Source organism: Gilliamella sp. Fer1-1 (assembly GCF_001690825.1).
GTDB classification, from domain to species: domain Bacteria; phylum Pseudomonadota; class Gammaproteobacteria; order Enterobacterales; family Orbaceae; genus Gilliamella; species Gilliamella apicola_C.
Map to the genome: position 1 here is coordinate 1 of NZ_LZGX01000085.1, position 12,165 is coordinate 12,165.

12 protein-coding genes and 5 pseudogenes are annotated in these 12,165 nt (G+C 33.3%); all 17 read left to right on the forward strand.

Annotation, left to right across the window (positions count from 1 at the left end):
- Positions 1-189, forward strand: a 189-nt coding sequence (locus A9G28_RS09695) for an integrase core domain-containing protein (protein ID WP_141674737.1), incomplete at its 5' end; no start/stop codon positions are given.
- Positions 190-202: 13 nt separating this feature from the next.
- Entirely contained in the window at positions 203-559 is a 357-nt protein-coding gene (locus A9G28_RS09700) for a hypothetical protein (RefSeq protein WP_065580542.1), read from the forward strand.
- 649 nt (positions 560-1,208) lie between these two features.
- A complete protein-coding gene (locus tag A9G28_RS09705) occupies positions 1,209-1,595 on the forward strand; it encodes a hypothetical protein (protein WP_081297890.1) in 387 nt (128 codons plus the stop codon).
- A 246-nt stretch (positions 1,596-1,841) separates the two neighbouring features.
- Positions 1,842-2,423, forward strand: coding sequence for a hypothetical protein (locus tag A9G28_RS09710; protein WP_065580543.1), 582 nt, complete (start codon positions 1,842-1,844; stop codon positions 2,421-2,423).
- Positions 2,424-2,890: 467 nt separating this feature from the next.
- Complete coding sequence (locus tag A9G28_RS09715; protein WP_065580544.1) at positions 2,891-3,364, forward strand: hypothetical protein; 474 nt, start codon at positions 2,891-2,893, stop codon at positions 3,362-3,364.
- 452 nt (positions 3,365-3,816) lie between these two features.
- Complete coding sequence (locus A9G28_RS09720) at positions 3,817-4,143, forward strand: DUF7716 domain-containing protein (protein WP_065566438.1); 327 nt, start codon at positions 3,817-3,819, stop codon at positions 4,141-4,143.
- Positions 4,144-4,269: 126 nt separating this feature from the next.
- Positions 4,270-5,136, forward strand: a complete 867-nt coding sequence (locus A9G28_RS09725) for a hypothetical protein (protein ID WP_065580545.1) — start codon at positions 4,270-4,272, stop codon at positions 5,134-5,136.
- A gap of 156 nt (positions 5,137-5,292) precedes the next feature.
- A pseudogene (locus A9G28_RS14210) lies at positions 5,293-6,294 on the forward strand (RHS repeat-associated core domain-containing protein); the annotation flags it as partial.
- A complete protein-coding gene (locus A9G28_RS09740) occupies positions 6,285-6,698 on the forward strand; it encodes an SMI1/KNR4 family protein (protein WP_065566442.1) in 414 nt (137 codons plus the stop codon). The pseudogene A9G28_RS14210 and the gene A9G28_RS09740, both read left to right, overlap by 10 nt.
- Before the next feature lie 404 nt (positions 6,699-7,102).
- Positions 7,103-7,489 (forward strand): annotated as a pseudogene (locus A9G28_RS14215) (RHS repeat domain-containing protein); the annotation flags it as partial.
- Between the two features lie 89 nt (positions 7,490-7,578).
- Positions 7,579-7,887: an HNH endonuclease signature motif containing protein gene (locus tag A9G28_RS09750; RefSeq protein WP_176702141.1), complete on the forward strand. Its 309-nt coding sequence runs from the start codon at positions 7,579-7,581 to the stop codon at positions 7,885-7,887.
- Positions 7,888-7,917: 30 nt separating this feature from the next.
- Positions 7,918-8,949 (forward strand): SMI1/KNR4 family protein, encoded by a 1,032-nt coding sequence (locus A9G28_RS09755; RefSeq protein WP_065580549.1) that lies wholly within the window; start codon positions 7,918-7,920, stop codon positions 8,947-8,949.
- A 43-nt stretch (positions 8,950-8,992) separates the two neighbouring features.
- Positions 8,993-9,532, forward strand: a pseudogene (locus tag A9G28_RS14220) (RHS repeat-associated core domain-containing protein); the annotation flags it as partial.
- 29 nt (positions 9,533-9,561) lie between these two features.
- A complete protein-coding gene (locus tag A9G28_RS09765; protein WP_065580551.1) occupies positions 9,562-9,969 on the forward strand; it encodes an NTF2 fold immunity protein in 408 nt (135 codons plus the stop codon).
- 905 nt (positions 9,970-10,874) lie between these two features.
- Positions 10,875-11,339: pseudogene (locus tag A9G28_RS13160) on the forward strand (RHS repeat-associated core domain-containing protein); the annotation flags it as partial.
- Positions 11,340-11,417: 78 nt separating this feature from the next.
- Positions 11,418-11,777: a hypothetical protein gene (locus A9G28_RS09775; RefSeq protein ID WP_065566450.1), complete on the forward strand. Its 360-nt coding sequence runs from the start codon at positions 11,418-11,420 to the stop codon at positions 11,775-11,777.
- Between the two features lie 176 nt (positions 11,778-11,953).
- Positions 11,954-12,124, forward strand: a pseudogene (locus A9G28_RS14225) (RHS repeat domain-containing protein); the annotation flags it as partial.
- Between the last annotated feature and the right edge of the window lie 41 nt (positions 12,125-12,165).

Genomic DNA, 12,165 nt, shown 5'->3' on the forward strand with positions numbered 1-12,165 from the left:
AATGGCTATATTGAACGATTTAATCGTACCTATCGTACTGAAGTACTCGATTTATATCTTTTTAACAACTTAGCTCAAGCAAGGAGAATAACTGAAGAATGGTTAACAATTTATAACACCGAAAGACCGCATGAGGCATTAAATAACATGACACCGATTGAGTATAAAACACTAAAACAAGCAGCATGATTTTCTACGTGAGTTGTGTACTAAGTTTGGGGTATTTACATATATTGTTTCATTTAGAGATAAACAGAGATATGCTCTTATAGAATACAAAAAAATTGAAAAGTTTGATCATTATTATGAAGGCGTGATTATTGAATCTCATTTTCCGAAAGCAGTAACTTTTTTTATTAATGAATGTAATTTGATTATTAATGATATGGCGATATCCCTTTTGGATGAGATTGAAGAAAAATTATATTCTTATGATATTGGTTTAGAAAACAGTTGTTCTAGAATTTTTGATATTGAATTTATTGATAAAAATAAAATTTCTTTTTTTACAAAATACCCCTCAAGTAGGGGTTATTTAGATAAATATCCGAATAGTTAATTAATATAAAAATCGTCATATTCATAAGTCACTGGCGCGGATAGATAAACGAGGCAATGAACCCGAAAGGGTAATGCTCATCCACCAACCTGAACGGTTGTTTAGAAGAACTTACCGATGCAAACAGCGAATTAGATAGATTTACCTAGTCTGATACGATTAGATTTAATCTGTATCATTATGCGCTTAGTGGGTTGACTTGGATTGATCCGTGGGGGGGTTATCCGCAGGATGTGGTTCTGATTCACAAAATTAGCTAAACCTGTCCAAGATTTATACATCGGAACATATGGCAAATCTAGAGCAGCTAATATAAAAAGCGGACTTAATCCAACTCATACTGCACATCATGTAGTTCAAAATGCAGTAAGCCCAACAAATCATAGAAAAGGAATAACTATTAATTTAACAAAATATCTTCATGAATTAACTTGGGTTTATAGAAAGCCTATTATTTCAAAATTAAACAATCGAGAATATTTAACAAGAGATATTCGTGACCTTAGAAAAATATTAAACAATGCTGAATATAGTTGTGAGGTAATAAACAGACAATTAAGTGAAATAATTAGGCAAAACAAAAAATATTGGAATGATTAAAACTATGACTAAAGATGACGCATTAAATTTTTTATTAAGACATCAACCCATGCCTTGTGATAAAGATCTAACTCAAGATATTATTAACAAATATGATGACGTACGAAAGTTTTTTATTAAAAATCCAGATAGAAAAGCAATTGAGTTATTTTTAAGATCTTTTGGTGAAGGTGATGGATGGGGCGTATATCAGTTGGTAGAAGATTTCTTTTATCAATGCTGTAATATTGATGTAAAAAAAGAAATCCAAAAAGTTCTTGAAGATATAACAATACCAGACAGTATTAGATATTGGGTTACACAAATAGCCGCAGCTTTTAGTGATGAAATATTAAGAAATGGACTTCAAGTATCTTTGCAATCTAAAAATATTGATATAAGAGATGCGGCCAAAGTGGCAATTAATCAATTAGATGAATATAAAAAGAAAAACTAAATTAGAATGCTAAAAAATAAAGTGCTGAAAACATCCGAAAAAATCAACGTCAAGTAGATATAAAAGGTAATGAAGTTAGTAAAAATAAGCCAGATATTCAATTTGATTTAGATGGTAAACACTATAATATTTAATTGGATACAACATTAAAGGGGGGAGTTTTGGATATCAAAAATATAATTCTAAGACTTGATCCTAATGCCAGAAATACATTTTGATTAATTGATAATTTAGGAAATATTTTAAATGGCTTTTCAAGATACTAATAAGATGTTAGCGTTTTCCATAGTTAATAGTAATCTCACCGAGATTGAAAGCATTATTCAAAATGGATTAAACTGGTCGTGTGAACCGCAAAAAAATAGAAAACGAATTGAAGAAATACATTTGAATATTCAAAAAGGCAGCGCTTTACCACCAGTAGGCGCTTTTTATTATTCATGTGTGAATGATAATAAACTAATCTTTGTATCTAATTTATCTGATGGTTGGGACTCCTTACTTTATTGTATAACGGAAGCAAACCATTCAAGCTATCTATCATTTAGAATACTAAGTGGAGCTTACCCCTTAGTAGAAATGAGTTTTATCGATTCTGGAGAAACTGTCCGCTTAGTTAGAGCAATGAAAGAAGATAAATGGCTTTTCTATGAAAAAGGTGATCTTTTATGGTTTGAAGACAAAGAACAATATAATAAAAAACGAATTAGAGATAGGGTTACCTATGATCTATTACTTTCATATGCAAAAAAGAATGATATTGACTTTACTTCCTCTAATTTTTTTAAAACAAAAAAAGAGTCATTATGGGTATATAAAATACGGTAGTTTTAAAAAAACAAAACAATAAAAGTTATTAGCACAGCTGTAAAAATAAGCTTTTCCTAACCAAAAGGGCATAATAAATTATTACCACTAATAGCCATATTAAAATAAATATCAGAATATTAACGTTACGTAACTGTCTAATCGTTAACCAATGGAGTGCGAGCCACTGGGCAACCGCATCACCACCACCCTGCCGGATAGGCGCACCATCAACTCCAAGGTCTCCTCAATATAATAAAAGAGAAACCAACACCAGCATTTGATAGTCAATCTGATGTTGATAAATTAGTACGTGATACATTAGCATATGGAAATCCAATACCAAATCAACTGCGTAAGCTCGATTTGGAAACTGATAGTCATGTTGGAACGGGCCCTAATAAAGGATCCAAAACTAAAATCAGGGTTCATGTCGACTTTAAAGGCGAAGCACATGGACATCCTGCAAGAAGAGAGCTTTGACATTAATGTATAAACAAAAAAAAGAAAGGATCTTATGTGATATTCTAAATGCATATCATGATTTAAAAAAACCAGATTTCCATTTCGTGATGGAAACATATAATTCACTAAAATATAAAGAGGTAATAAATGATATTTATTCTTTATTTAAATTTAAAGTTAAAGATAATACCGATTTAAATTATGATGTTTGCATATCATTAGAATTTGATTATCTAAATAAATCAATATGTTTATATTTGTCCTTAGTGTCAACATATGCTTTTTTACTTTATGATGATAAAGTTATTGATTGCCATGATGATGTTTATCAATCATTTACTAATTTAATAGATATACTATTTTCTAATAATTTTGTTCTATTAAAAAAAAACGAGCTGTTATATGAATTTGATATAGATACCTCACCTTTCAGTGTTAAGGATAAAAAGGCATCAATTTTAGGGTTGCTATTTTCATTTGGTTTGTCGGTTAACTAAAAACAATAGCCTTTTTATTTGGGCACAGCGTGGAAATAATTGAAAGGCATATAACCCCCCTCCCCCTAAAACTCAATGAAGACTTGTTCCAGATAATATCCAAAAAATTAATCCCACATGTGAAAAAAGTATTTACAATGTAATGTTTCCATAATACAAATTTTAAATATCCCCATTTACATAGTGTAGATTTTTTCTGATTGTATTTTAGATAAACTCATTTTACAAATTCGTTAGTAATAGATTCAAATTTAATTGATAACTCATTATTAAATATCAATTTATATATTTCGCATTGTAAGTTGAAAGTGTAAATACCCCAGATTCATTAAAACTAGTTGATCGAAAAGATCACAATAAATATCATAAAATATATCACCCAGATGGTTCGGGTGGTCGCAAAAAATGGGGCGGTGGTACAATTTGTCGTAAATAATAATTGGAGATTATGAATGAAAATTATCGAAGGTATCAATGGACTATTAACTATTTATAAAGATCGTCCTGAATTATGGTATTTTTTATTTACAAATATTAAGATAGGTAATAAAAAAAAGGATATAAGAGAAGGTACTTTTTACCTTCCTGAAACTGATGATGATGATGATGAAATGGGTGAGCTGTGTGATAAGTACCCTGATAAATATCGAGATTGGTTGGAATATCAAACTTTTTTAGATATTATTGACAATAAATTAGATCATCATCCTAATGCTACAAAAGAAGATTTATTAGATGCTATTATTTACTACCTTGAAAATGATGATTTTTTAGATTAATAATACTGGAAAGGTCTTTTTTTGACTTTTCCAGTATTAAGCATAAATCTGTAATAGTAAGATTTACCGTTGTCAATCGCATTAATGCAGCCTATTTAAAGCCGTTTTTATTGCTAAAGAGAGATTATGAAGAAACTTTTAGAATTACTAAATAAAAAAGGTATAAAGTATCTCATTCAAGACAATAAAATCACTATTGATGGTAATTTAAATTTAAGAAACAGAGGAATTAAAGCATTACCTGAGAACTTATCTATTAACGGTGATTTGATTTTAACTCATACAAAAATTGAAGCACTACCTAAAAATTTTTCTGTTAGTGGTGATTTAGATTTAAGAAATACAGAAATCAAAACTATACCTGAAAAGGTATTTATTGGAGGTTATTTATATTTAACAAATACGGAAATCAAAGCATTACCTAAAAATTTTTCTATTAGTGGCAGTCTAAATTTAGCGAATACAGAAATAACAGCACTACCAGAAAGCCTATCTGTTAAAGGTGATCTAAATTTAACAATGACAAAAATCAAAGTATTACCTAAAAATTTTTTTATTGGAGGTAGTTTATATTTAGGGTTTACTGAAATAGAAGCGTTACCTGAAAATTTCTCAATTAAAGGTGATTTAGATTTAAAATACTCAAAAATCAAAATATTACCTGAAAATTTATCGATTGGAGGTAAATTAAATATAGAATCAACAAGTATTCGAGAATTACCTGACAATTTATCTGTTGGCACCGGTTTATATTTAGATATAGATAAAATACAAAATATAGCTTATTGCAAAAACTGCGAAGATAACTCACAAACTATTTTTGCTTGTTGGGTTAATAATGGATTCGCTATTCAAATGAATGACTTTTTTTGCACATTTCAAGAGTTTGAAAAAATGGTTGATGAGAAGTATTCAGGAAAAATTGCTATAGAATACAAAAAATTGGCAGACACATGTATAAAAGAGTTAACCGAAAAATTAAAAATATTGTAGTCTTTATTTGGTAAGGCTGATTAAAAGAGCAAACATTTCTCGGAAGAACGCAAATAAAATTTAGATTATGAACTACTCGACAACGTCAGCAATATACACTTTGCTGCCGGCAGCAGTGCCGAAATCATCCACCGTTTCAAACGCGATGCCATCGGCGCAACCCAACACTACCACTACGACGCCGAGCACCGCCTGAGCGAAGTACGCATCGAACAAACAGACCGCAGCCAGCGTTACGGCTACATCTACGACGCCCTTGGCCAGCGTATCGAAAAACATCAGCTAGACAGCGCAGGCAAACCCTACAACCGTACCCGATTCCTGTGGGATGGCTTAACAATGATTCAGGAAACCAGTTTTAATCAGCACAGCAGCCTGTATATCTATACCGACCAGAACAGCTACGAGCCACTGGCACGTATAGACAGAAAAGGTAATGCCCCGAAAAAGTCATGTACTTCCACACCGATCTGAACGGTGCACCAGAAGAGTTTACCACTGCAAACAGTGACATCGTCTGGGAATGCAGCTTTCAGTTATGGGGGAAACGGATTCATGAAATCGAACACGAGCCCATAGAGCAAAACCTCAGATATCAGGGACAATATTTAGACAGAGAAACCGACTTACATTACAATATCTTCAGGTATTATGATCCGGATATTGGTCGTTTTACCTAGCCAGACCCGATAGGATTGTTGGGTGGGTTTAATCTGTATTAGTATGCGCCTAATGGGTTGACTTGGATTGATCCGTGGGGGCTAGCAGCAGATTCAATAACTAAACTGAAAGAACGTGGCTATACGGGAGTAATTAAAACTTCAGGAGGTGGATTAGATTATTCAGGCAGTAATGCCTTATATAATAAACAGCCAGGAGTAAACCCTATTGCAACAATTGAATATCTAGTTGATTATATCAAAGATTTTTAATCCACTAACAAACAAGCAGGACTAAAACAGAAAACAACACCAAGAGGATATGTTTGGCATCAACTTGATGATTATGATCCTGTTACCAATAAAGGTACAATGCAACTCGTTGAAAAGAAAGCACACCAAGGGATAAACCATTCAGGTGGAGTTAGTCAATATAAAGCAACTACTGGTAAAAAATTATGCATTTCCAGCTAGAAAGGATAATAACAAATGCAACTAATACTTGAAGAATCGGAAAAACAATTATCTTTTAAAGAACTTGAAGAATTTAGCAAATATTTTAATAAAGAGATTCCACTTTCATTTATTAATTTTTATATTAAATTTAATGGTGGTTACCCTCGCGAAAACGGTGAACATAATTTCTTTTTATTGGGTGGCTTTAATCCAATAAAATATGGTGATTTAACTATAGAAGATATTTATGCTAACTTAATTGATGAATTTTCTAATTTAAAATATATGATCCCTTTTGCTTATGATGAGGGTGGAAATTGCTTCTTACTTTCATTAAAAGATAGAAATTATGGAAAAATATATATATGGTTGATGGATGAAAAAGAATTAGTTTTAGTATCTGAATCATTTGATTGTTTTATTAATAAACTGTCACAAGATTATTAGTCATAAAATACGCGGTGGTATTTATCTTCTCCCATTTAATTATGGTTCAGCATAATTTAAATATGCGCCCAATAATAAATAAACGACGCCTATGGCGCCTTAACACCCTTATCAACGAAAACGACGAACACTACCAGTTCCAATACGATGCTGCCGACCGCCTGATCGGCAAATACACCACCGACGGCACCCCCGCCTACCAGTACGACAAAGCCGACAACCTTATCAAAGTCGGCTACAAAAAAGCCGGCCTGCCCGCAGAAGCAGAACCCGACCTCATCGCCTTCAGCTACGATCTGCTGAGTAACCTGCTGAGCGAAACCACCGCACAGGGTACCCTCAGCCACCAGTACGACCCACTGGGCAACCGCATCGCCACCACCCTGCCGGATGGGATCACCATCAACAGCCTGTATATCTATACCGACCAGAACAGCTACGAACCACTGGCACGCATAGACAAAAGAGGTAATGACCCTGAAAAAGTCATGTACTTCCACACTGATCTGAATGGGTGTCCGGAAGAGTTGACCGACGAAAACGGTAAAATACTGTGGGAATGCAGCTTTCAGCTCTGGGGGAAACGGATTCATGAAATCGAACACGAACCCATAGAGCAGAACCTCAGATATCAGGGACAATATTTAGACAGAGAAACTGGCTTACATTACAATACCTTCAGGTATTATGATCCGGATATAGGCCACTTTACCTAGCCAGATCCGATAAGATTGCTAGGTGGGTTTAATCTGTATCAGTATGCGCCTAATGGGTTAACTTGGGTTGATCCATGGAGGCTAGCATTACAAGGAATAGATTTTACAGATTCTCCAGATTATGCCCTGTAAAAGAAGGTCAAAAAAATATTGTTCAAATCACAATGCAAGGGACTAGGTCTAGAGATTTTGCTGCTGCATTTAAAGCGGCTGGAATCAAAAAGAAAGATGCCGTAGGATATACTTGGCATCATGTTGACGATTTTGATCCGAAAACTGGTAAAACTACTATGCAATTAATTAAAACGGAAACTCATAAAGCAATTCGTCATAAAGGTTCAGTTTCTCAATTTGGTGCACATTCGGGCACTAAATATGGCTCACCACAAGCAGTAGACTATTCATATACACAAGGGTGGTTAACAGGTAGAGTACCGAAGAGACTAAAAGAGCTAATAAGTAAATTTTGTTAATTAAAGGCGCAATATAATTTGGGAATTAATATGATTAATATAGATAACTTTTATGACTGCGAAAAAAAGCTGACTGATAAAGATTTAAATGCTTGTGAAAAGAGGTTAGGTATCACAATTCCAGATTCTTTAAGACAGTTTTATCTTAATTGTAATGGAGGAATGGTATATAAAGATATTTGGAAAACAACTGTTCCTCCATACAAACTTAAAGTTTTTAATTTTATTCCTATAAAATATAATAAAGCATTTAGGAATGACCCAGATTTTATCATGGAAGGTATTGCTTTCAAACATTGGGATAATAAAAAGTTACCTAAGGAGCTGTTACCTTTTGCTCGCGATTTAAGTAATGGTTTTTTGTGTATGAATATTAATACTGGTGCGATATATCAATATCTCAGATTAGAATGGGATGACACCCTAAATACAGAGCAAAATTTTAAAAAAAATAGTATCTATTTATCTGATTCATTAGAAAATTTCTTAAATGCTTTAATTTGTGATGAAGATCAAGACAAAATAGAAACCATTGAAGATGAAGATATTAAACCAAGAACAAGCAACAAATTCTACAATTCTCAACAAGCAATTAATACCACTGACCTAAATGAGGTTGAAAAACTTTTAAAGATAAAAATTCCTGTTCAACTAAGACAATTCCTGTTACAACACAATGGAGGAATGCCAGAGAATAATGCTTGGCTGGATCCTGAAAGTGAATTTGAATGGGTTGCAATTCATGAACTAATACCCGTTAAATACTATAAAAAGTTTAATAATGACAAGAACTATTTAATGCCTTCCAAAGCAGAAAATTTATGGAGTAGAAAGTTATTACCGGAAACTTTTTTACCTTTTGCGATTGACGCGGGTGGTAATTATTTCTGCATCGATATTAATAATGGGAAAATATACTACTATACTCTTGACACATGGTCTGATAATTTATCTTTAACGGACAATCAAGATAAGAGTACTCTTTTTCTATGCAATAGTTTTAATGAATTTATTTCTAAATTAGTGTGTGAAGATGATATAAATGATTTATATGGTTTATAAATAATAACCGTAAGGTTAACCGCATCCCTGTTGGTATTGAAAACAATATTTATACAGGGAAACCAGCTTACATTACAATACTTTCGGGTACTATGATCCGGATATTGGTCGTTTTACCCAGCTAGACCCGATAGGATTGCTAGGTGGGTTTAATCTGTATCAGTATGCGCCTAATGGATTAACTTGGATTGATCCGTGGGGATGGATTTGTGAAGCAAAAGTTAAACGAGGAGCACAGGGGCAACCTCTTTCAGCAAAAGCGACAGTTTCAAGAGCTGATATAGGATCAGGCACAGCAACTAACCTTTTTCCAAGCGCATTTGCTAGAAGGTTAGGTAACGCAGATGATGATGCGGGATATATTTTAGCGAAAATATTAGGCGGTTCAGGAGGCATAGATAATGTTTTCCCTCAGTTAAAAGGAATAAATCGTGGTCAATATCGAGCTTTTGAAAAAACAATTAAACAGTATATTCAAGAATATGGAGCTGTGGATATTAAATGGAATTTTATTTATGGCAAAGGAGGCACAAGCCCCCCAAATAGAATACTCAGTTTTCCAAAAGTGGTAAGAATGTATTAAATAATATGTTTAAAAATTAGGTAAACTAAATGAATATTGAAATTGCGAAAAACGTATTAAAAGAATTCATTATTGCGATGAATCATTGGGAAATACGTTGCTATCCAAAATTAAAAAGTGATTCTTCAGAAGAAGCTTATTTACAAATGACTAAAGATTTGAATTTTATATTTGATAAATTCCGTACAAAAAAAGAACGAAAATATGATCGACAAGCAGCATTATCTTGTGGAAACCCACCAGAGTACTCACCAGATGAAGAAATATTAAAAATAGAAGAACTCAAAGGGAATAAAGTAGTTATTTACACGCAACAACAAAATCGTACAAAAAGTCAATTTCGTTATACCTTGCATTACAAAAAACATGAGTGGCGTATTGATAAAAAAGAGGTATATGATAAGTTTGATAATAATTGGGACAAATATCCATTGTAATAATTACTAGAATTCTATCGTAAATACGATTAAATATCTGGAAAAAGCAAAATAATAGCTAAGCATTAGATATATCAATTACTGTTTAAATTTAAATATTCTAATCCGCTATATGAAATTAAAATTTTGTTTACTGTTCTAAAAAGCTGTCAATTCAAAGCTGTTTATTAATTGAATTATATTGTTATCAACAATTCTATTTATGATTGATTAAATATATTTTTAAAAATCCAATGTGAGGAATTATTTTGTATTTATTTAGGAGTATGACTTAGATAAAATAGAAAGTATTATGGGTTTAGCAATGGCTCAAGGGTAGATGCTTTTAACGAATAAGAGCCAGTCAAACTTGAATTAATTAGAAGTGTACTAGCAAAAAATATCTGGACAAGCAGACACAACCTGATCCGCTGTAACTAGCTACTTAAATTCAGAGACCAGAACTACCACTACGACGTCGAACACCGCCTGAACAAAGTACGCATCGAACAATCATACCGCAGTTAGCGTTACGGCTACATCTACAACGCCCTTGGCCGGCGTATCGAAAAACGCCAGTTAAACAGCATAGGCACCCCCTACAACCGTACCCACTTACTGTGGGATGGCTTAACAACGATTCAGGAAACCAATCTTAATCAGCACAACAGTATATCTATACCAACCAGAGCAGCTACGAACCCCTGACGCGCATAGACAAACGAAGTAATGAATAACAAAAGGCAATGTACTTCCACACCGATCTAAACGGTGTACTAAAAGAGCTCGCCGATACAAACGACGAATTATTCTAGGAATACAGCCATCAGCTCTGGGGTAAACGGATTCATGAAATCGAACATCACTCAATAGAGCAAAACCTCAGATATCAGGGACAATATTTAGACAGATAAACCGGCTTACATTACAATACCTTCAGGTATTATGATCCGGATATAGGTCGCTTTACCCAGCCTGATCCGATAGGTTTAGCCGGTGGCTTTAATCTGTATCAGTATGCGCCTAATGGGTTGACTTGGGCGGATCCGTGGGGGTTAATTAGTTTAAATAGAGTTCAACAACAAATTGACGATATTCTTAGAGAACACTTGCCAGCAATACAAGCAATCGATCCTAATGCCGAAATAGGTTATAGAGGAAGTGCTGCTAGTGGTATTAGTAAAGCTCATGATCCGGTATATACAAACAGACGCCGTGATGCTTCAGAAATTAAAGGTATGAAGGAAATAGAAGCGTCTATAGACCGTAAATTACGTTTAATTTTTCCGTGGCTAAAAAAAGAATCCTTTGGTTTTAGAATTTTTAAAACTCACGAGTTAATGGAATTTGCTCGAAAGGGTGACATTCAGCGCAAAATTGGCTGTAAATAAAAACGAATTTTTTGTTTTTTATAAGATAATTGTTGGATTTAATATTTCAACGTTAAATTTTTCAAGGATAATAGATTTATGAATATAAATGAAAGACGATTAACTTTTGTACTGATTGATAGTAATAATTCATTTAAAGAAATGCTGACTAAGATAGAACTGGCATTTAAATGTAAATTATCCTGTAAAGATGAAAAAGGTCGTTATATTGCCAGAGCGGAGTTGGATAATTTTAGCATTGCCGTTATCGACAAAATTGATAGGCTTAGTGAGTTATTATGTGATGAACATTATACTCTTAAAATAACAATAACATCTGATAAATACTTTAATTCTAAATTTGAAAGTTACATAAAAGAAATTCTAACTAATAACTTCATACAATGGAAACGGTCAATTTGGACTCCTGCCGAAGTTACTCCACTCAGCAAGCGATAGAATAGTCGAATGGGAACCTAATCTAGATATAAATAGAAATTAGCAAAAGTATCAGATATGAGGTTATTGACTTAAATATACACACTAAAATACCTTGGGGTAAAGAAGTTACAGCTAAACAACTATGCTGAGTGCTTAAAGAAAGCTATTATGAATCGTGTCAACGAGGTAATCACCCAGAAAGGGTAATCCACACCGACCTGAATGGCTGTCCTGAAGAGTTGACCGACGAAAACGGTAAAATACTATGGGAATGCAGTTTTCAGCTCTGGGGTAAACGGATTCATGAAATCGAACATCACTCAATAGAGCAAAACCTCAGATATCAGGGACAATATTTAGACAGATAAACCGGCTTACATTACAATACCTTCAGGTATTATGATCC

Bases quoted from the DNA above. Each gene is read 5' to 3' on its own strand.
- A9G28_RS09775 (WP_065566450.1), top strand. From the start codon at position 11,418: ATGAATATAAATGAAAGACGATTAACTTTTGTACTGATTGATAGTAAT.
- A9G28_RS09740 (WP_065566442.1), top strand. From the start codon at position 6,285: ATGCAACTAATACTTGAAGAATCGGAAAAACAATTATCTTTTAAAGAA.
- A9G28_RS09755 (WP_065580549.1), top strand. From the start codon at position 7,918: ATGATTAATATAGATAACTTTTATGACTGCGAAAAAAAGCTGACTGAT.
- A9G28_RS09705 (WP_081297890.1), top strand. From the start codon at position 1,209: ATGCCTTGTGATAAAGATCTAACTCAAGATATTATTAACAAATATGAT.
- A9G28_RS09750 (WP_176702141.1), top strand. From the start codon at position 7,579: ATGCAAGGGACTAGGTCTAGAGATTTTGCTGCTGCATTTAAAGCGGCT.
- A9G28_RS09715 (WP_065580544.1), top strand. From the start codon at position 2,891: ATGTATAAACAAAAAAAAGAAAGGATCTTATGTGATATTCTAAATGCA.
- A9G28_RS09765 (WP_065580551.1), top strand. From the start codon at position 9,562: ATGAATATTGAAATTGCGAAAAACGTATTAAAAGAATTCATTATTGCG.
- A9G28_RS09720 (WP_065566438.1), top strand. From the start codon at position 3,817: ATGAAAATTATCGAAGGTATCAATGGACTATTAACTATTTATAAAGAT.
- A9G28_RS09710 (WP_065580543.1), top strand. From the start codon at position 1,842: ATGGCTTTTCAAGATACTAATAAGATGTTAGCGTTTTCCATAGTTAAT.
- A9G28_RS09725 (WP_065580545.1), top strand. From the start codon at position 4,270: ATGAAGAAACTTTTAGAATTACTAAATAAAAAAGGTATAAAGTATCTC.